Here is a 21,531-nt window from a genome sequence, read left to right on the forward strand (position 1 = left end):
TTTTAGAAAAGACCAAATATCAATATAAAAATAGGAGAATATGAGAATGGAAAAAAAATCAACTAGAGTAGCTTATGGAGAAGCGTTAGTTAAATTGGGAAAAGTAAATAAAGATGTGGTAGTGCTGGAAGCAGACTTGTCAAAGTCAACAATGACTGCATATTTTAAAAAAGAGTTTCCAGAAAGACATATAAATGTCGGGATTGCAGAAGCTGATATGATTGGAACAGCGGCAGGTATTGCAACGACTGGGAAAATACCGTTTGCCTCAACTTTTGCACATTTTGCGGCAGGACGTGCATTTGATCAGATTAGAAACTCGGTGGCATATCCGCAGTTAAATGTTAAGATTTGTCCAACTCATGCAGGAGTTTCGCTGGGAGAGGATGGAGGTTCGCACCAGTCAGTTGAGGATATGGCTTTGATGCGTGCAATTCCAGGAATGGTGGTGCTATCGCCAGCAGATGCGGTTGAAACAGAAAAAATGATTTTTGCAGCAGCCGAATACAAAGGGCCTGTTTACGTAAGATTGGGAAGACTGAATATTCCAGTATTATTTGATGAAAACTATAAATTTGAAATAGGGAAAGCCGCAACTTTGACAGAAGGAAACGATGTGGCAATTTTAGCGACAGGACTTATGGTTTCAGAAGCTCTTGAGGCGGCGAAATTACTGGAAGAAAAAGGTGTAAAGGCAAGAGTGGTTAATGTTTCTACGATAAAGCCGCTAGATAAAGAAACAGTTCTAAAAGCTGCAAAAGAATGTAAATTTATTGTAACAAGTGAAGAACATTCTGTAATTGGAGGACTTGGAAGCGCAGTTTCAGAATACTTGTCAGAAGTTCACCCTACAAAAGTGATAAAACACGGAATACAGGATATTTTTGGACAAAGTGCAGATGGAGAAACTATGCTTACGAATTATGGGCTTAGAGCGAAGGATATTATAGAAATAGTACTAAATAATTTAAAATAGTAAATAAGTGAGCAATGATAGAAAAGCCATACTAATTTTCATAATGAGGAGAATAGGTATGGCTTTACTTGAAAGGAGAGGTATTTTTATGGATTTGAAAAATATGATAAGCGGAACTGACATTCGGGGAATAGTTTCAAAATATGAGGACAAAGACATCAATTTATCTGAAAAGGAAGTTGAATTCATAGCAAAAGGGTTTGGGCTTTGGATAACTGAAAAATGCGATGAAACCGCAAAGGCTGAAAACAGAAAGGTTAAAGTGGCAGTTGGATACGATGCAAGGCATACAGGACCTAAATTTTCAGAAGTTATAAGAAAAACCTTGGTGGAAATGGGAATTGATGTATACGACTGTGGAATGTCGATAACACCGTCGCTTTTTATGGCTACGATATTTGAGGATTATAAAGCTGATGGCGCAATGATGATAACTGCAAGCCATTTGCCAAGCTACTACAACGGGATTAAATTCTTTACAAAAAACGGAGGACTTCAAAAAAGCGATGTTGCTGAATTTCTGGAAATGGCCGAAAAACAAGAAAAAATTTTGATTAAAGAAGAAAAAGGTGTAGAAATTGTAAAAAATTTGGCAGATGACTATGCTTCATATATATGCGAACTGATAAAAAATAAAATTGGGAAAGGGAATAAACCTCTAAAAAACTTACGGATAGTGATAGATGCAGGAAATGGGGCTGCGGGATTTTTTGCTGAAAAGGTAATAGAGGTTCTAGGCGGAGATACGACTGGAAGCCAGTTTTTAAATCCTGATGGCGACTTTCCAAATCACATTCCAAATCCTGAAGCAAAAGAAGCGATAGAATCAATAAAAAAAGCTGTTCTTGATAACAATGCAGATTTTGGAATAATATTTGATGCGGATGGGGACAGAAGCGCCTTTATAGACAAGAATGGCCGTGAAATTAACAGAAACAAGCTTATTGCGCTGCTTAGTGAAATATTGTTAAAAAAGCATTCCGGCGGGATAATTGTGACGGATTCGGTTACATCGGCAGGGCTAAAGGAGTTTATAGAAAGCCGTGGAGGTATTCACCACAGATTCCAGAGAGGATATAAGAACGTTATAAATGAAGCCATAAGACTGAACGGCGAAGGGAAATACTCCCCTCTTGCGATAGAAACGTCAGGACATTCGGCATTTAAAGAAAACTATTTTCTTGATGACGGAGCATACATGGCTGCAAGGCTTTTGATTCAGCTTGTGGAGAGCAGAGAAAAAGGCATTGAATTTACAGATGTTCTAAATGAGCTGTCTGAGCCTGCTGAGGAAATAGAAATAAGAATTCCTATAAAGGGTAAAGATTTTAGAGTTTGTGGAGAAAAAATCGTGGAAAACTTTAGGGAATATGCTGGAAAAAAAGAAGGTTGGAGCTTAGAAATGCCTAACTATGAAGGTGTAAGAGTAAATGTGGGGCAGAAAAGCTGGTTTTTAATCAGATTGTCACTGCATGAACCACTTTTGTGCGTTAATATAGAAACGGAAAAAGAAGGAATGGGAAATGATATTTTAGAAGAATTGAAATATTATTTTAAAAAATATGAAAAAATGGAAATTTAAAAAAAAATAAAAAATTTAAAAAAGGTATTGATAAAATATATAAATGTGGTAAAATATAGAAGGGTTTATTACCCGCTCTAACTAAAATTAGCTAAAATTCTTTAGCAGAAAAAACTGGATTCAATTCAGTTTTTTTTCTTTTCTTGTTATTTTTTTGAAAATTTGAAAAAGAAAATTGAAAAATGGCTGTTAAAATGTTAAAATTAGATATGAAAAAATAAATTTGGAAAGGAGCGGTATTTAATTTTAAATATCGGATAAATAATTATGAACATAGTGTTATTTGGAGCGCCGGGAGCAGGGAAAGGAACTCAGGCAAAGGAATTGATTCAAAAATATAAAATTCCTCAAATTTCAACAGGAGATATTTTAAGAGCGGCAATTACAAATAAGACTCCGCTAGGATTGGAAGCAAAAAAATTGATGGATGAAGGGAAATTAGTTTCTGATGACATCGTAAATGGACTTGTGGAAGCAAGATTGCAGGAAGATGACTGTAAAAAAGGGTTTATTCTGGATGGATTTCCAAGAACTGTGGCTCAAGCCGAGGAACTTGACAAAATTTTGGCAAAATCAAACAGAAAAATTGAAAAAGTTGTTGCGCTTGAAGTTAGTGATGAAGAAATTATTGAAAGAATCACAGGAAGAAGAGTGTCGAAAAAAACTGGTAAAATTTATCATATAAAATACAATCCGCCAGTTGACGAAAATCCAGAAGATCTGGAGCAAAGGGCAGACGATAATGAAGAAACAGTGAAAAAACGTTTGGCAGTTTATAACGAGCAGACAGCGCCAGTATTGGACTTTTACAAAAAACAGAATAAAGTTTACAGTGTAGACGGTGCAAAAAAACTGGAAGAAATTACAAAAGATATAATTAATATTTTGGAAAAATAGGAAATGAATTTGGATCAATAAAATGATTTTAAATTGCTATCACTATAAAAAATAAAAAAAGAAGAAATTTAGAAAGAAGAAGTACAAAAAATGATAATTTATAAAACATTGGATGAAATAAAGAAAATAAAAAAAGCTAATGAAATAATTGCAAGACTTTTTGAAGATGTATTGCCAAAGCATGTAAAAGCTGGAGTTAGCACATACGAACTGGATAAAATTGCTGAAGATTACATTAGAAGCCAAGGTGCCATCCCTGGTACAAAAGGTTACGATGTAGGACGTCCGTATCCTCCTTACCCGGCTGCAACTTGTATCTCTGTAAATGAAGTCGTAGTACACGGCATTCCAAGTAAAAAGCAAATACTAAAAGAAGGGGATATTTTGACAGTCGATACAGTTACAGTGCTTGACGGATATTTTGGTGATGCAGCAATTACTTATGCTGTGGGGGAAATTGATGAAACTTCTAAAAAATTGATGGAAGTTACTGAAAAGGCAAGAGATATAGGAATTGAGGCGGCACATGCCGGAAACAGAATTGGTGATATTGGGCATGCCATTCAGGAATATGTCGAAAGTTTTGGATTCTCGCTTGTAAGGGATTTTGCAGGACATGGAGTAGGAAAGGAAATGCACGAAGATCCGATTATTCCAAATTATGGAAAAGCTGGAACAGGGGCTAAAATCGAAGATGGAATGGTAATTACAGTTGAACCGATGGTAAATGTCGGAACTTATAAAGTTAAAATCTTATCTGATATGTGGACTGCGGTTACTAAAGATGGAAAACGTTCAGCACAATATGAACATAGCCTTGCCATTATTGACGGGAAGCCTGTAATCTTGAGTGTAAGGGATTAAGATAAAAATAAAGAACATAAAAAATATAAAGAAGGGAGAGAATTATATTGAGCATACTGGCATTCATATTAATATTATTCGTGGCAATTGAGCATTACTACATATTAATTCTTGAAATGTATTTCAATGAAAGCGAAACTGTACAACGAAATTTTGGACTTGATTCAAAATTCTTAAAAGATGAACGTGTAAAAAAAATGATGGCAAATCAAGGATTATACAACAGCTTTCTTGCCTCAGGATTAATATGGAGTTTAATCGAAACTGGAGAATTTCAAATTCAAATTGCAGTTTTCTTCCTGATTTGTATTATCTGTGCGGCTATTTACGGTTCTGTCACAGTTTCCAAAAAAATATTTTTAGTGCAGGGATTACCTGCTTTGATGGCTGTTATTTCGTTATTATTGCCATTAATAGTTTCATAAGCTTGATTAGATTTTAAAGAGATGCCTAAACTGGAGAATCGGATTTTGAAGGTTTTAGGTGTTTTTTTTGAAATATTTATAAAAAAAATAAAATAATACTCCAGTCTTTGTTTTATTTACACTTTTTCTGCAATATCATTAAAAAAGACTAATAAAAATACAAAAAATGTGATAAAATATATTGTAATGTTGTATGGTAAAATAATATATTGCATGTCTTTGAAATAAAAGCAGCAAATAATATAGTCAGTTAAAAAACTGACTAATTTAATAAATAAAAACGGAGGAAAATATGAAACATACAGTAGCAATTGTTGGTAGGCCTAATGTAGGGAAATCAACATTATTTAATAAGCTAGTGGGCGACAGGCTGTCTATCGTAAAGGATGAGCCAGGAGTTACAAGGGACAGGCTATACCGTGAGATGGAGTGGAGCGGAAAAGAGTTCATCTTAGTGGATACAGGAGGACTTGAGCCGAGAACAGAAGATTTTATGATGGGAAAGATTAAGCAGCAGGCGCAGGTTGCAATTGATGAGGCGGACGTAATTATATTTCTGGTGGATGGAAAAGCTGGGATTACTGGACTTGACGAGGATGTGGCAACGGTGCTTAGAAGGCAGGATAAAAAGGTTGTCGTGGCTGTAAACAAGATTGACAATTATATGCGTGATCAGGAAAATATTTTTGAGTTTTACGGACTAGGATTTGAGGAAGTTATTGGAATTTCTGGAGAACATAAGACAAATCTGGGGGATTTGCTGGACGCTGTAATTAATAAATTTGAGGACAAGAAAATAAAGCAAACTGAAAATGGGCTTAACATTGCAATTCTTGGAAGGCCAAACGCAGGGAAATCTTCGCTTGTAAATAAACTTCTGAATGAAGAGCGTTCAATCGTAAGCGATATTGCGGGAACAACTAGGGATACGATTGATTCAAACTTGAAATATAACGGGGAAACTTATACATTAATTGACACAGCGGGAATACGTAGAAAATCAAAAGTGGATGACGATGTTGAGTATTACAGCGTGCTGCGTGCGATAAAGGCGATAAAAAGAGCAGATGTGTGCGTGCTGATGCTAGATGCAACAGAACTTTTAACAGATCAGGATAAGAGAATCGCAGGAATGATTTATGAGGAAAGAAAGCCTATTATCATTGCTGTGAACAAATGGGATCTGATTGAAAAGAATAATAACAGCGTGAAGGAATTTACGGCTCTAGTAAAGGCGGACTTGGCATTTCTGGACTACGCTCCGATTGTTACAATTTCCGCATTGACTGGAAAAAGAACACTAAATATACTGGAGCAGGCTAAATTTATTAACGAGGAATACCATAAAAAGATAACAACTGGACTATTGAATCAGATTTTGGCAGAAATGACAGCACAGAATCCAGTGCCTACAAGAAAAGGGCGGGCAGTAAAAATAAACTATGCAACGCAGGTAAGTCAGGCACCGCCAAAATTTGTATTTTTTGCCAACAATCCAGAATTGATACATTTTTCTTACCAAAGATATATTGAAAATAAATTAAGGGAATATTTTGGATTTGAAGGATGTCCGATTAATATTGTGTTTAACAGGAAAAATGAAAAATCCTTTGGATAGAGTAGAAAATAGATATAAAAAGGGAGATTAATCAAATGAAATTTTATGATGAGGAAAAGCTGTTAAAATTAAGAAATATTTTAATTGTGGCAGTGCTGATGCTTTTGACAATTTTGCTGTTTTTTAGAGTTTATGACAATTTTGCAAAACCCATAAGGCTTGTGACAAGTACCATTTTTCCATTTATTCTCTCGTTTATAATTGTGTATTGCCTTATGCCTTTTATCGATATGATAAGTGAAAAGGATAGAAACAGGAGCTTTTTAAAGAGCAGCAAGCTTGACGAGCTGGAAAGAGTGGAAAAAATGAACATAAGTAATTCTGAACGAAGAAAAAAAATAGAGCTGTTTAATGAAATTTCACATAAAGATAAGAAAAAAGGATTTTATCTGAACCGCACATTTGCAATTTTGCTTGTACTGTCTATATTCTTTGTGATTTTTCTTTATATAGTCTTGACAATTGTGCCGATATTTACAAAGCAGGTATCAAGCCTTATCGACTTTCTGCTAAAAAATCAGGAAAAACTTCAAAACAACTTTTTTGGATTTCTTGAAAGTAATAGCATTGATTTGAGAAGTTCCATAATGAGTTCTAAGGACATAATTGTAACGAATGTAATAAAAGTGCTAGGTTCAAGTTTTTCATTAATAAGCAGCACATTCAGCTTATTGTTTATGACACCTATTTTCACAATAATGCTGATTTTCAGTTATGATAACATTGAAAATGGGGTTAAACGGATTTTGCGGAATATGGACAGGGAGGATTTGATAGTCCTTATAAAGCATATGGATGAAACTATTGGGAAATATATCCTTGTAACAGCTCTGGACAGTATGATAGTTGGAGTTGTATCGTTTATAATTTTTTATTTTCTGAAAATGGATTACAGCCTTCTTTTTTCAGTAATTGTAGGGTTTGGAAACGTGATTCCGTTTATAGGGCCCTTTATTGGGCTGATTCCAGCGATACTGTATGCTTTTACAAAGTCGTTCAAGCTTGTGATTTTAATAGTAGTCATGATTACCATTGTACAGACGGTAGAAGCAAACATCGTAAAACCGTGGCTTACAGGAAAATCTGTGGAAATGCACCCGATTACGACTCTTCTGGTAGTTCTCGTTGGAGGGGCGTTATTTGGAATTGGAGGTGCTTTTGTCGCTATTCCTGTGTATATTATTATTAAACTCACATGGCTATTTTGCTGGGAAAAATATATAACAAAAGATAAATAGCAAATTTAAAAAGTAAGGAAGTGAAAAATATGAATAAAGGGAAAATGGAAATTCAAAAATGTATTTACTTTACAATTTCAAAAATGTTTAGGATGGTTAATAAAATAGCAGAAGAATCGTTTGAAAAAATGGATATTTATCCAACGCATGGGTTTCTTATGATTATACTGAAAGAGGAGAAAAAAGGGCTTACAGTAAACGAAATATCAGAAACTCTGGCAATAGCTCCTTCAACAGTTACAAGGTTTGTCGACAAATTAATTTCAAAAGGGTATGTAAAAAGGGAAAAGGCTGGGAAAAATTCCTTTACAAAAATAACTGAGGAAGGTTTAAAAATTATACCTGACATTTATAAGGCATGGCACGGAATTTCAGAAAAAATTGCAGAAATTGTGGGAAATGACGAATATTTGAGAAAAACAGGAGAAGATTTTAAAGAGTTTGCGGACGTAATAGGAAAAGATAAGAAATATGATCAAGTTTGTGAGGATTTTGACTTTTGGATCATTTAAAAATTAAAAATAATTTTATATAAACAGAAAGTTAGGCGATTCTGATGTTAGTAAAACGAAAGAAAATTTCCCCTTATACCATAATCTTAGTATCATTTATAATAATTATATTAATAGGCGGCTTTTTGCTTTCTTCGCCAATTGCAATAGAAAATGGACAAAGGACAAATTTACTTGAAGGCATGTTTACAGCGACATCGGCTGTCTGTGTAACAGGACTTACAGTAAATGACGTAAGCAAGGTTTATAATTTATTTGGCAAAACAGTTATTATGGTATTAATTCAGCTTGGCGGGATTGGAATTATCACGTTCTCAACAGTAGTTGTAGCAATGATTTCAAAAAAAGTTGGATATTTTGCTAAAAAGCTGATACAGGAAGACATAAATACAAATACAACATTTGAAATACAAAAATTTGTAAAAAAAGTCCTGATTACAGTTTTTATAATAGAAATTATCGGGGCTGCAATATTATTTTTAAAATTTATAAAAATATTTGATTATAAGACAGCGGCTTATTATGCTATATTTCATTCTATTTCTGCATTTTGTAATGCCGGGTTTGCATTATTTTCAAATAATTTAAGTGATTTTAAAAACAGCATAATAATAAACACTGTAATTCCTATCTTAATTTTTTTAGGTGGAATAGGTTTTGCAGCAATTCTTAATATTTATCAATATTTTCTAAAAAAAGACAAAAGGCTTACCGCAACAACAAGAATAGCTGTAAAAATGTCAATCTTTCTAATAATATTCGGGACAGTTCTAACATTTATTCTAGAGTATTCAAACAGTAAAACATTAGGTACATTGCCATTTTTTGAAAAAATAGGAGCAGCCTTTTTTCAAAGCGTAACAACAAGAACAGCTGGTTTCAATACAATTTCCATAGCTGAATTGCGGGAACCTACAGTTTTTTTGTTTGTAGTGCTAATGTTTATTGGAGCTTCACCTGGCTCAACAGGTGGTGGAATAAAGACTACTACAGCTGGACTGATACTTTTGGGAATAGCTGCAACTATTAAAAATAAAGAATATTTGGAATACAAAAAGAGAAGAATTAGCTGGAAAATATACAATAAGGCTATGGTTATTGTTTTTATATCAATTATGTATGTTGTTGTAATATTATTTCTATTAATCTGGCTGGAAGACAGAAGGGTGATAGAATTAGGATTTGAACTGGTGTCTGCTTTTGGAACGGTGGGACTGTCACGGGATTTAACACCGCAATTATCGAGCATTTCTAAACTGTTGATCATGATTACAATGTTTGTTGGAAGAGTTGGCCCTCTGACAATAACACTGGCATTGTCCAGAAGTAAAAATACGAAAGGCAGATATGTTTATCCAAAAGAAGATATTCTGATAGGATAAGGAAGAGGTGAAAAATGGCAGGATATTTAGTAATCGGACTTGGAACATTCGGCAGAAGTGTAGCTCAGACATTATATGAAAATGGTAAAATGGTTCTGGCAATAGATCAAAGGGATGAACGTGTACAAAAGGTAATTGATGATGAAATCGTAAGCGATGCAATCACATTGGATGTAACAGATGAAAATTCAATCAAGAAAGTGATAAATGATGACTTTGACACTGCTTTTGTCTGCATTGGAGACAATACCCAGTCCAGTGTATTTGTTACTGTGATTTTAAAGGAAATGGGAATAAAAACTATCATTTGTAAGGCAAAAAATGAATTACAGGGGAAAATTTTAAAAAAGATTGGTGCAACTTCCGTTGTTTATCCAGAAGAAACGATGGCCAAGGAAACAGCACTTGGGGTAATAAGGCCCAATATAACGGAACATTTTAAATTTTCAGAAAAATATAGAGTATTTGAAATAAAAGCGCCGAAGGATTTTAATGGAAAAAATCTTATAGAATTAAATTTGAGAAATAAATATGAAATGAATATTATTGGAATAAAAGATGAAAAAGAATTAAATATTATGCCGCTTCCAAATACTATAATAAGAGAGAATAATGTACTGTTAGTTATCGCAAACATAGAGAAAATGACATTATTTGGAAAAAAATATGTTTTATAATAAAAAGCTTAATTAAAGCCTTTCAAATGTAAAATAAATTGTTATAAGTATAAAAGTATGGTATAATTTAGCAAAACTCTAATAAAATAAAAGGTTGAAAAAATGAAAAGAATGAGATATAAAGTATTGTTTATTTTACTGTTTTATATTATACTTTTTGGCAAGATGAACGCTGCTGGACAAGTTATAGAACTGGAAACAGAAAAATCTACAATCAATCTGGAAACAGAAGAAATAAATACCGAAGGTAATGTTACCGTAAAATACGGAGATTATACAATAAATGCGGATAAACTAAAGAAAATTGCCAATAAAAACATTCTTTCAGGATCTGGAAATGTTGAGTTTATTCAAGGTTCTCAAATTATAAAAGCTGATAACCTTATTTTTGATATGGATACAAAATTAGCAAAAATATTTAATTCAGAAAGCTACGATTCAAATGTGAAGTTGCGTTATGGCGGGGAAGAAACGCTGGCTGAAGGAAATAAATTAATTTTTATAAAAAATGGATGGTTTACAACCAGCCCTTATGAAAATCCAAGCTATAAAATAAATGCAGATGAGCTGGAAATTTATCCAAACAGAAAAGCCATTGCAAGAAACATAGGATTTTTTGCAGGAGGAAAAACCTGGTTTAAATTACCGTATTATGTAACTTCATTAAAGCCGGCGTCACAAAGGGCAACATTATTTCCATACGTTGGGATGGACAGTGACAGGGGACTTTTTGGAATTATGGGGTTTGACTATGATTTAGGACCTCTTGCACAGGGATTTGTGGATTTTGAGCTAAGCACAAAGAAAAAGTTGGCATTAAAATTCTCAAATGATTATGCTTTCTGGGGAAACAATTCAGGAAATATATTTGTAAACAGGGTTGTCGTTCCAATTGGAAATCATAAAAAAGAATGGGACTTCAAATGGAATCACAAGGTTAAAAATATTCCTAAAAAAGCTAAGGAAGATAGAAAATTTTATGATGCCGGCTATGGAATCTGGAACTTGAATTATCAAAACATTACAACAAATCTGATGTATGCCATTAACGGAAATGAATTAAAAGATGACTATACAGATTTTGTGGACAAATATAGCCATATTGGATTCTGGGATTTTAATATTAATCAGGAACTTGGGCAAAATGGCGAATTTAATGCAAAATATTACTGGACGCAAGATAAGCATGCCCTTAAAGCCTTGACTGAAATAAATGATAAAATTATGGAAGACGACAATCTGGATCCACGTAGAACTGATGTTGATTTATATAAGAGCATAAAATATACAAATGGAAATACAAATGTTGCAATAACAGTTGACAATGAAGATTTTCGTGATATAAATCCAGGATATGTCGGCGATTTGAACTCTTACAGAAAGAAACGAAGTTATGGAATTGATTTTAGAGGGCCTAAAATAAAGTTTGACTATTTGAATTCTGACAAGGATGAATATGGAGAACTGCTTGGAATGCGTGATCGTGGTGATGATAAGACGATTCATTGGGTACAGAATATTGCGTATGATAAAAGGAAGGAATGGGGCTTAACTTTTGGGAACTATTATCCGTTCAGAGAAAGCGATTTCTTCGGGTATAAGCCTAAAACTGCATATCAGAATTTGACAAATACATTATATTTTGGAGCACAGGTGAAACAAGTTAATGTCCAAAAAAAAGAATATGAATATGACTACACAAGGGATAATGAAAATTACAACTCATTATTCTTAAATTCTGCAACTACTGATGAAAGCCGAATTTATAAAGTGTTTCAAGATAATGAAACAATTCGCCGTCCTAAAAAGATTATTTATGAAAAATATAGATCGCAAAGATTTAACGTAGGAAACGACAGAATTGACATTCCTATAAAAAATTCATTTATCGGGTATAACTTGGCTTTTGAAAATCGTGATTACAGCAGTTTAGGAGTGCCTGAATTTAGAAACGGAAGAAAAGTGGAAGACTCCTCTTCAGAAACAGGCTACAAAGTGGCAAGGGACGCAAGCGGAGAAATTATACGGCAAAGTCCATCAATGAGAATTTTCACTCTTGATACAAGATTATTTACAACGTTTTTCGATAATACATCGAAAAAGAATAATAAATATGATGTAAAAGTTACAAATGATGCAACCGTCACTTTCCAGAAGACAACAGCAGGAAGCGCAATGTATAACGGTTTTGACATTGTGGAAATTCCAACGAATGCACTGGGGCTTAGAGATGATTTTAGATATCAAATTGGAAATGTAACGTTTAACTATAATTTAACTATGAGAGACGACAGGCATTTTCAGGATGACTGGTTGAAGAATAGATACATTAGAAACTATTTTAAGGCTGACATTGCCAATAAAAGATTTGTAAGTTTTGATTTTTCCAATAACGAGCAGTATGAATTTGAAAACTTCAAATCTGAAAGGGATTTTAACAGGGAAATTCAATACGGATACCTGTCTGACGCTGGAGATAACTTTTTATACAGGTTTAATGAAAAGAATAAGCAGCTATTCCCATATAATACAAGCCTTGGATGGAATCAGAAAGTTTATAAGGAATCCTTGAAGGAAAGAACTTTTGGAATTAACTTCAATGAGTGGGGATTTGAATATACAAATCTAATAAATAAGACCAATGATATTTATGGAAATACAGCTACCTTTGGATTACCTGCCTTAAAGTTAAAAACTAACTATCATAAACTGGGATTTGTTTATGATACATCAAAAATGAAAAATAAAAAATTTGAATCAGATCACTATTTTAGAATAAATTTTGGATTTGGTAAAAAGATATACAGGGATCTGAACAGCACTCCGATTGTTACTTCAGATGACAAATATATTCGTGGAAATGACTACACAACGATAGGCTTTCTATATAAATATGAAAATAATGCAAAACCTAGATACGCAGCTGATTTAGATAAAAAAGAAAAAGAAAAGGCTCGAGAAGCTGAAATTGATACAACTGAAAATCAAATAACAAATACAGCTATGGTAAGAAATTCAAATACTCAGGAATTTTCTATTAATAATGCTAGCAAATCTTCAATTGACAAGATTCTGATAAACAGTGATGACAGGTTATTTTTAAGCAGTGAAGAAGAAGAGGCGTATAAGAGCTATGTGGAAGAAGAAAATTATCGTCAAAATAAATTTAGCCTAAATGACTTTAATGCAAAACTGCAAAACCTAAGAAGTCATAAAAAATATTTTCAAATTGGAATGGACATGCAGCTAGATGGCTCCGATGCAGTTAATCCAAGCGGAATGAAAGGGTTTTCCAGAATTAATGATTTAACATTCAAAGTTGAGGCTGGATATTTGGAAAAAATGTTTGTCAGATATGCTTTTATAATGGAGCGGCCTGATAGAATCTATAGAAAAAATCCTACCCGTAACAGTACATATGACTTTAGAAAGCATGAATTTGAAGGAAAGTACATGTTTTCAAATGATCCCGATAAGCCATGGTGGATTGGCGGTAAAATCCAGTATGTGCAAAATGGAGCGCCAAAATCTTCCGATCCAGAAATTTATGAAAGTTCATGGTATGCAAGAAAAGTTAATAAACTAACTTTAGGAATGGCAACTTTGACTCATAGATTTGAAAATGTGGAATGGGAAATTGGAGCAGGACTGAAATGGGATAAGCCAAGCAGCAAAAAGTTAGGTTACTATCCAGTAGTTTCATTAAAATTCGGAGTAACACCATTCCCAGAAAAAAATGCACAGTTTAAATATTCTGGAAAAGGATTTGAATTTGGAGCAGGATTATAAAGTATTAATAATGAAACAAACATTAGGGATATTAGGAAACTGATATTTTCTAATGTTTTTTCGTATTCAAGTATTCTAAAAAAACGAATTATTACAGGAGATGAGAAAAATGAGAAATTATATCCTCGAAATATGCGTGGATAGCGTGGAATCAGCAATAAATGCTCAAAGAGGCGGAGCTGCAAGGCTAGAATTATGCAGCAACTTAATAATTGGAGGAACTACGCCTACAAAAAGCCTATTTGAAGAAGTAAAGAAAAATGTGGATATACCAGTAAACGTATTAATACGTCCTCGGTTTGGAGATTTTTTGTACTCAGATTATGAGGTAAATATTATAAGAAATGAAATAAAAATGTTTAAGGAATTGGGAACAGATGGCATAGTTGCAGGAATTTTGACTAAAAATGGGGAAATCGATTTATATAATATGAAAAAATTTGTAGACGAAGCTCAAGATACCCCAATAACATTTCATAGAGCCTTTGACGTGTGCAAAAATCCAATAGAGGCATTTTATCAGCTGCAGGAACTGGGAATTCAAAATATATTAACATCCGGGCAAGCGCAAAATTGTTTAAAAGGCAAAAAATTATTGAAGGAATTAGTTGAGCTTTCAAATAAAAATAACAAAAGTAAAACTGAAATACTTGTCGGGGCAGGATTAAATATTGGAAATATTGGTGAAATAATAAATTTTACAGGGGCAACCAATTTTCATTTTTCCGCCAAAAAAATAAAGCAAAGTAAAATGGAATACAAAAAACAAGATGTAAATATGGGACTAAAAGAATTTAATGAGTTTGAAATTTTAGAAGCAGACGAAAGGCTGGTAAAAGAAATGACTGATTATTTACGAAATTTATAGATAACAAAAAAGCCAAATTTAATATATCTGGCTTTCTAATTTATTTTATTACCGAACAAATTGAACTTCAATACGTCTATTTATTGCTCTTCCTTCTTCTGTGTCATTTGAAGCGATTGGGTTATTATCTCCATTTCCTTTTGTTTCAATAATTTTATCAGGTGAAAGCCCTAAGTCTATCAGTTTTTCTTCCAGACTTTCTGCTCTTCGTAGAGATAATTCCTTATTGTATTCTTTAGTACCTTTGGAATCGGTATATCCAATAATTGAGATTTTTTCATTTTTAGCTTCTATGTAGTTTTTTAATTTCTCTAGTATTGGAGTGTACTCTTCTTTTATTGTAGCACTGTTAAAGTCAAATTTTAATTTGTTTGTATCCAATACTATGATGTCAGCATTGTCAGCACTTTTCTCTTCTTCAGCAATATCTAATTGTTCTATATTTGTTCCGTCAACTTCGACTGCAGTTGTTCTCATTGCATTATCACGTAAGTTTGAAGTTGTAATTTTTTTAGCTGTAGTCGGAGCAGAAACTAATAATACAGATAACATTGCTGTAATTTTTGATTTTTTCTCCATATTTTAACCTCTTTCCTTTTTTATTTATTTTTTTTACCATTATATTTAAATTATACTTTCTTTTATTAATTGTAACATATTTTTTTTAATTTTCATAGTGTTTTTTAAAAATTTTATAAATAAATTTTGAGAAAATGATATTTGAGTAACATAGTCAAAATCATTTTTCAAAATGTCCTTTATTTAAAACTTGCATTTCACATCTTCACAGTGGGCAGTTTTATGTTTCGCATAGTTGATTAAAGCTAATAAATAAAAAAGTCGGAATTGCCCGACTTTCTAATGAATTATTAATTTTTATATTATTTTTGGAAGACTTTTTTTGCACTGTCTAGATCAATATGACAGTATCCATTAGGATTCTTATCCAAGTAGTTCTGATGGTAGTCTTCAGCCTTGATGTAATGTTTTAACGGCCGTACTTCCACTTGAATTTCCCGTGAATATTTATTTTGTTCATTTTCAATTCTTGATTTTATCATATCTATCTCATCTTTATCTACATAATAAATTCCTGTCCGATACTGTCTTCCTTCGTCAAGCCCCTGCCTATTGATGCTTGTAGGATCAATTATCGAAAAATAGTAGTCTAGAAGTTTATTTAGAGAAACTATCTCATTATCATATTTTATATGTACTGTTTCGACATGATCAGTCATTTTCAAAATATCATAGTTTGTATCAAGAGTTTGTCCATTAGCATAGCCGACTGTTGTTTCAACAATGCCTGGAGCCATTTTAAAAAACTTTTCGACGCCCCAGAAACATCCTCCAGCCAGATAAATTTCTTTAATATCTGCCATAAAATTACACCTCCTTTAATTTTTTTAATATACTCGAGCTTTTTTAAAATCGAACTGAATTAAATTAGGCAAAACTAGGGTTTGGGTAGATTAGTTATGACTTTTAAGTCCGTTTCAAAGCAATTTTATTATAACTTTAAAATTATACTTCTACTAAAAATTTACTTAAACAAAGTTTATATAGATAATTATGATTATTTTATTTAAATTTCAAAACTCCAATACTTGTCACTTTTGTATAATAACAATCTTCTAAACAATTTATTTTTGTAACTATTTAAGTATAATTTTCAATCATATTCTTTATGATTTTATGTTATTATTATACAAATCTATAAATAGAAATTATTTAACAATTTCTTTTAATTATATTATTTTTTTGTAAGTTTTTTATATAGTTGAAAATGTAAGGGCAGCAGATACCATGCTTTCAGTATCGTTTGGTTTTTTCAATTCAATATTTGAGTATATTTTAAATCTTTTCTTTTAAAATAGCCTCTTTTAACTGATTTACAGCTTTTTCCAGGACAGCTCTTGGACAAGCAGCATTTAACCTCATGAATCCTTCAAGCCCTTTTTGATACACACGTCCTTCATTCAATCCCAGTTTTGCTTTTGTAAGCATGAATTTTTCCAGCTTCTCCTGATTAAATCCAAATTTTTGGCATAGTTTTCGGCAGTCTAACCATACCAGATATGTTGCCTGCGGAATGTTTGGCGTAATTTCTGGAATATATTCCTTGAAAAAGCTGCTTAAAAATAAAATATTGTTTTCCAGATATTCCTTTAACTGTTTTAAGTATTCTTCTCCACCGTCAGAATATGCGGCGATTGTAGCAACTAAATTAAAGGGATTGTTTCTGTGAACTTCCAGATCTTTCCAAAATCTGTCAAATTTTTTCTTCACTTCTAAATTATTGAAAATAATTGTTGCACTTTGAAGTCCTGCAAGATTAAAAGCTTTTCCAGTGGAAGTGCAAGTTATGGTATTTTGTCTGATTTCTTCTGAAATGCTTGCCATTGGGATGTGCTTATTGTCCCACAACGTCAAGTCGGCGTGAATTTCATCGGATATTACAGGGACTTTGTATTTTACGCATAAGTTTCCGATTGCTTCCAATTCATTATGAGTCCATACATGCCCTAATGGATTGTGGGGATTGCACAAAATAAATAATTTTGGATTTTCCTTCAGTTTATTTTCCAAGTCTTCCAAATCAAGCGAGTATTCTCCATTTTTTTCAATAAATCTGTTTTCAATGACAACTCTCGCATTATCTTCGTTAATATCGTAAAATTCTGAATAAACAGGTGTCTGAATCAATACTTTGTCACCCTTTTCAGAGAAAATCTGCACTAATGCCCCAAGACTTGGCACAATCCCAATGCTAAAGCTAAGCAGTTCCTTTTTTGGCTCCCAGCCAAATCTTCTCTTCTGCCAGTTTATAACCGACTCAAAATACTCATCTGGACGGTATACATAGCCAAAAATTCCATGCTGAACTTTTTTTTCAAGAGCGTCAATTATAGGCTGCGCTGTCTTAAAATCCATATCGGCAATCCAAAGCGGTATGACGTCATCCACTCCAAATTTTCTCATTAGCTCTTTATACTTCACAGAATGATTATTTTTTCTGTCAATAATTTCATCAAAATTGTATTTCATAAAATCACATCCTTTTATTTATGTTTTTTAATTATTTTTTGTTGACAATCTTCAAATTAAATTATAAAATATATTCAAAATACTTTTAAAGAGGTAAATTTAATGACTAAAGAATATAGTAAAAACTTTATAGTTCAGCAAAGTGCAAAACTTTTTTATTATAAAGGCTACAAAAATACTGAATTAACTGACATTTTCAAGGCATGTAACATGCCCAATGACATTTTTTATAAATTTTTTTCAAGCAAGGAAGAACTGCTTATTTTTGTAATCAAATATCATACTGAAAACCTGATAAATTTCTTTAATAATAACGTAGACGATTTATCAATTCATAAATTTCACTATTTTTTTGAAAAATATTTTGAAAATATTGAAAATAACAAGTTCCACGGTGGAAGCCCGCTTGGCAATTTGGCTCTGGAACTGGCTGATTTAAATAGAAATATACGTGAAGAGCTTGTAAAATCATATAAAAAAATAGAACTTAGATTTTCTTTTTTTATAACAACTTTAAAATACGCCTTTCCTGAAAAATATGACGACATTGTTCCCGAAACGACAGCAAGACTTTTAATAGCTTTGCTGGAAGGCACTATTCTTATGTTAAAAACTGAAAAGGAAAGTTCCGCAATTAACGACTTTTTTGTCTTTTTTGATAGCCTTTTCAAACTTGTTGACAAGAAAGAAGCAGAAACTCAGGATAATGAAACAGCACAGGACTCTTCTGAAACGGGAAAAATATATATTCCTGATTCTATCCAAAGCGAAATCATTGAATCAGGTGCCGGAAAATCAGGTATTAATAAACTGAATAATGCTGAAGCGTCGCAAAATGGCTTAAATAATGAAACTGCCAAAAATTATTGCAAAACAGAAGAAATTCAGACTTCTGAATACGAAAAAAGTGATGCTGATGACAGTATGTACTACGAACTTGATTCAGACAGCTTAATTAATGTTTTTGATGATTTGGAAAACTATCAAAAAAATGAAAATAGTGATGATGAATAAAAAAATTTAGGGAGAATGAAAAAACTCCCTTTTTTAATTTTATTCTATTTGTATTCAAGTTTTTCACTTGAGAATATCTTTCCGTCTTCTGTTACAATTACCTGGTAGTATGCCTGTTCCCCATACAAAATCACTTTCCAGTTTCTAAAACCTTTTTTATATAGCCCAACATGCTGTGTTCCTATTTCTTCATTAAATTTTCTTTTCACTTCTGCAATGCTGTTGTTCATAACAACATCTCTTGATACGACTGCTGAATTTGGCACAACCCGTTTTCCAACAGATGAACAGCCTATTAATGCTCCAAAGCATAAAATCATTATTATTTTTTTTATTTTTCTATCCACTAACTATTCACTACCTCTATCTTAATATCAAATTGTAAATGTTTTTTTTCCTTATCTAAATACGTGTATTTTATTTTTCTTAAAACGGCATTTGGATTATTGCCCAGAATTTCGTTAATATTCTGATTTGCCTTTTCAATATTTTGAAAATTATTTGCTAGTTCAGCATTTGAAAACCCTTTCATTTTTAGATAATTAAACATATTAAATGTGTCAAACATAAAATTCCCCTTTCTATAATACTCAGATTCCATTAATATCAAACCGGCAAAAGTTAAATGCATCTGGAATCTAAGTAAAATAGTCATAATTTTAAATTACAGCTAAAAAATTTTATTAAACTTATTTTTTTAGTTCCTCATACGTTTTTTCTAAAATCTCCTCAAAAGATAAATCCGTCTTGAATCCAGCGGCTTTTATATGCCCGCCGCCTCCAAAAATGGAGGCTATCTTATTTACATTGTACTTATCATTTGCCCGGAAACTCCCTTTTAATAAACCGTCTTCCTGTTCCCGTACAAAAAGTGAAATCTCCATTCCTTCAATTTTTAAAAGCATTTCTGATATACTGTTTGTGTCATCCTTTTCAATGCCTAGTTCCTTCATTTTTTCCTGTGTTAGATAATAGCTGACAAATTTATACTTTTCATCAATTTTTTTATTTTTATAGACTTCACCGATAAAATCAACTTGTTTTTCACTTACTGCAAAAATAATATTGGCAATTTTGTGATTATTCACACCCGCCTCAATTAATTTGGAACATACAAGAAATGTGTGCGGTGTAACATTATCATGCCTGAAATTCCCAGTATCATTAATTATCCCGAGATATATATATTCAGCAATTTTCTTTGTCAGTTCAATATCAAAAATCTTCAAAAACTGATACAAAAGTTCCCCTGTACTGCAAATGTCTTCCACGTAGTTAAAATCCGCATGTTCGGTATTGCTGATATGATGATCGATATTTATTGACTTCTTGCTCATTTTTTTTATTTTAATAGATTTTCCATATCTTTCCTCATTTGCGCAATCTAAACTTATAAACAAGTCAAGCTTTTCATCATTTTGAAAATTTTGCTTAAATTCCTCACTAAATTTTTCATAACTCCAGATTAGTTCTGTATCTTTGAAATGTCGCATATATTTAGGCAATTTATCATCAACAATGATTTTTACCATTTTTTTTGTATTATTTTTTTTGCAGTATTCATTTATCATAAAATAAAATGCCAAAAGTGAGCCGAGTGCATCTCCATCGGGATTAATATGCGCTGTCAGGACAATATTTTTAGACGATTTTATTTTATCTGCTATTTCATCTGGAAGAATATTTCCCCTGTAATTTTTATTCATAAATTTTTGTTATTCCTATTCTTAAATTTTAATTTTCAACTGTTATTTCTATTTTCCAACAGAACGGATCATATAGCCGCTTCTAACTTTTTTAGCCTGATTTTCCATTGCTTTTAAGGTGTTTGGGTTATCAGTCATATTTGACATTACTACGTAGACTGTTCTGCCGTTTACTGATGTTTTTTTGTAGTAGAAATTTCCGCCCAGTTTTTTTGCTATTTCCTTTGCTGCGCTTTCTGTGCCTACTGATGCTACTTGAATGTATTTTTTAGTTCCGCCTTTAGCTTGACGTTTTTTGGCGTCTTCCCTGGCTTTTCTAGCTGCGTCCTCTTTAGCCTTTCTAGCCGCCTCTTCTCTTGCGTGCTGTCTAGCCGCTTCTGCCCTTGCCTGTGCTGCCGCCTGTTCTTTTCTAGCTGCTGCTTCCTGCTGCTGTTTTCTTATTTCAGCCTGTCTTGCTTCAGCTTTAGCCTCTTCCTGACGTTTTTGTTCAGCCCGCTTTTTTTCTTCCTTCTGTCTTTTCTGCTCCATTTTTTTTGCTTCTAGTTTTTCCTGTTCTTCTTTTTTCTTGGCTTCAATGGCTGCTTTTGGATCGTTTTGCTGCTGCGTCTGCTGGGCATTTGCCGTAGGATCTTTTTGTAAATCTATTGCTTGTGCGGATTTTGTTTGTTCCAGTTCCTGTGCAACCGTTTCATTATTATTTTCCACAACCTGATTTGGCAATGTCAGATTATTCTTGTAATCTTTAGAATTATAAAAATCCTTATTTCGTACTTTCATGTTCTTAGTAACGCTTTCTGTTGTAGTCTGCTTTGACTTTTTGTATCCAGTTACCAGCACTGTGCCATAAACAATAATTGCAACAATTCCAACAGCTCTCATCACTTTAAACGGATTTAATCGAAAACTCATTTTTGCTCCCTTCTTTTACTTTTTTA

The 21,531-nt window shown here is 32.7% G+C and carries 20 protein-coding genes; 13 read left to right on the plus strand and 7 right to left on the minus strand.

Translation table 11 applies throughout. The annotated features are described in order from the left end of the window. Positions 1-46: 46 nt before the first annotated feature. The 12 genes from HW275_RS07650 (at position 47) to HW275_RS07705 (ending at position 14,828) form a co-directional block, all read left to right on the plus strand. Positions 47-976 (plus strand): transketolase family protein, encoded by a 930-nt coding sequence (locus HW275_RS07650; RefSeq protein WP_178935957.1) that lies wholly within the window; start codon positions 47-49, stop codon positions 974-976. Positions 977-1,034: 58 nt separating this feature from the next. After that, positions 1,035-2,558 carry a phosphomannomutase/phosphoglucomutase gene (locus HW275_RS07655; protein ID WP_255460039.1) on the plus strand — a complete coding sequence of 508 codons (1,524 nt, stop codon included), beginning with the start codon at positions 1,035-1,037 and terminating at the stop codon, positions 2,556-2,558. 267 nt (positions 2,559-2,825) lie between these two features. Next, the gene (locus HW275_RS07660) at positions 2,826-3,455 is read left to right on the plus strand and encodes an adenylate kinase (protein WP_178935958.1); all 630 of its coding nucleotides are present in this window, start codon (positions 2,826-2,828) and stop codon (positions 3,453-3,455) included. Between the two features lie 90 nt (positions 3,456-3,545). Then, the gene (gene map, locus HW275_RS07665) at positions 3,546-4,319 is read left to right on the plus strand and encodes a type I methionyl aminopeptidase (RefSeq protein WP_178935959.1); all 774 of its coding nucleotides are present in this window, start codon (positions 3,546-3,548) and stop codon (positions 4,317-4,319) included. Between the two features lie 47 nt (positions 4,320-4,366). Beyond that, positions 4,367-4,744 carry a DUF1304 domain-containing protein gene (locus HW275_RS07670; protein ID WP_178935960.1) on the plus strand — a complete coding sequence of 126 codons (378 nt, stop codon included), beginning with the start codon at positions 4,367-4,369 and terminating at the stop codon, positions 4,742-4,744. Positions 4,745-5,036: 292 nt separating this feature from the next. Next, positions 5,037-6,362 (plus strand): ribosome biogenesis GTPase Der, encoded by a 1,326-nt coding sequence (gene der / locus HW275_RS07675; protein WP_178935961.1) that lies wholly within the window; start codon positions 5,037-5,039, stop codon positions 6,360-6,362. A gap of 35 nt (positions 6,363-6,397) precedes the next feature. Continuing rightward, complete coding sequence (locus HW275_RS07680) at positions 6,398-7,600, plus strand: AI-2E family transporter (protein WP_178935962.1); 1,203 nt, start codon at positions 6,398-6,400, stop codon at positions 7,598-7,600. 29 nt (positions 7,601-7,629) lie between these two features. Then, a complete protein-coding gene (locus tag HW275_RS07685) occupies positions 7,630-8,112 on the plus strand; it encodes a MarR family winged helix-turn-helix transcriptional regulator (RefSeq protein WP_178935963.1) in 483 nt (160 codons plus the stop codon). Positions 8,113-8,156: 44 nt separating this feature from the next. Then, positions 8,157-9,494: a TrkH family potassium uptake protein gene (locus tag HW275_RS07690; RefSeq protein ID WP_178935964.1), complete on the plus strand. Its 1,338-nt coding sequence runs from the start codon at positions 8,157-8,159 to the stop codon at positions 9,492-9,494. Positions 9,495-9,508: 14 nt separating this feature from the next. Then, entirely contained in the window at positions 9,509-10,171 is a 663-nt protein-coding gene (locus HW275_RS07695) for a TrkA family potassium uptake protein (protein WP_178935965.1), read from the plus strand. A 102-nt stretch (positions 10,172-10,273) separates the two neighbouring features. After that, positions 10,274-13,960 (plus strand): LPS-assembly protein LptD, encoded by a 3,687-nt coding sequence (locus HW275_RS07700; RefSeq protein WP_178935966.1) that lies wholly within the window; start codon positions 10,274-10,276, stop codon positions 13,958-13,960. Between the two features lie 109 nt (positions 13,961-14,069). Then, the gene (locus HW275_RS07705) at positions 14,070-14,828 is read left to right on the plus strand and encodes a copper homeostasis protein CutC (RefSeq protein ID WP_178935967.1); all 759 of its coding nucleotides are present in this window, start codon (positions 14,070-14,072) and stop codon (positions 14,826-14,828) included. 48 nt (positions 14,829-14,876) lie between these two features. Here HW275_RS07705 and HW275_RS07710 read toward each other — a convergent pair whose 3' ends face one another. The 3 genes from HW275_RS07710 to HW275_RS07720 all read right to left on the minus strand — a co-directional run bounded on the left by HW275_RS07710 (position 14,877) and on the right by HW275_RS07720 (position 17,876). Beyond that, positions 14,877-15,407, minus strand: coding sequence for an OmpA family protein (locus HW275_RS07710; protein ID WP_178935968.1), 531 nt, complete (start codon positions 15,405-15,407; stop codon positions 14,877-14,879). Between the two features lie 302 nt (positions 15,408-15,709). After that, on the minus strand, positions 15,710-16,210 hold the full coding sequence (gene msrA / locus HW275_RS07715) for a peptide-methionine (S)-S-oxide reductase MsrA (RefSeq protein WP_178935969.1): 501 nt from the start codon (positions 16,208-16,210) through the stop codon (positions 15,710-15,712). Between the two features lie 472 nt (positions 16,211-16,682). After that, complete coding sequence (locus tag HW275_RS07720) at positions 16,683-17,876, minus strand: MalY/PatB family protein (RefSeq protein ID WP_178935970.1); 1,194 nt, start codon at positions 17,874-17,876, stop codon at positions 16,683-16,685. A gap of 102 nt (positions 17,877-17,978) precedes the next feature. On the opposite strand from HW275_RS07720, the gene HW275_RS07725 reads away from it, so the two are divergent. Further along, positions 17,979-18,890, plus strand: coding sequence for a TetR/AcrR family transcriptional regulator (locus HW275_RS07725; protein WP_178935971.1), 912 nt, complete (start codon positions 17,979-17,981; stop codon positions 18,888-18,890). A 44-nt stretch (positions 18,891-18,934) separates the two neighbouring features. Here HW275_RS07725 and HW275_RS07730 read toward each other — a convergent pair whose 3' ends face one another. The 4 genes from HW275_RS07730 to HW275_RS07745 all read right to left on the minus strand — a co-directional run bounded on the left by HW275_RS07730 (position 18,935) and on the right by HW275_RS07745 (position 21,505). Further along, on the minus strand, positions 18,935-19,237 hold the full coding sequence (locus tag HW275_RS07730; RefSeq protein WP_178935972.1) for a hypothetical protein: 303 nt from the start codon (positions 19,235-19,237) through the stop codon (positions 18,935-18,937). Beyond that, on the minus strand, positions 19,237-19,458 hold the full coding sequence (locus HW275_RS07735) for a hypothetical protein (protein ID WP_178935973.1): 222 nt from the start codon (positions 19,456-19,458) through the stop codon (positions 19,237-19,239). Before HW275_RS07735 ends, HW275_RS07730 begins: the two co-directional genes overlap by 1 nt. 121 nt (positions 19,459-19,579) lie before the next feature. Further along, entirely contained in the window at positions 19,580-20,596 is a 1,017-nt protein-coding gene (locus tag HW275_RS07740; protein ID WP_178935974.1) for a bifunctional oligoribonuclease/PAP phosphatase NrnA, read from the minus strand. Positions 20,597-20,644: 48 nt separating this feature from the next. Next, positions 20,645-21,505, minus strand: coding sequence for an SPOR domain-containing protein (locus HW275_RS07745; protein ID WP_178935975.1), 861 nt, complete (start codon positions 21,503-21,505; stop codon positions 20,645-20,647). Positions 21,506-21,531: the final 26 nt, after the last annotated feature.

It is taken from the genome of Leptotrichia sp. oral taxon 223 (assembly GCF_013394795.1).
In the GTDB taxonomy this organism is placed as follows: Bacteria; Fusobacteriota; Fusobacteriia; order Fusobacteriales; family Leptotrichiaceae; genus Leptotrichia.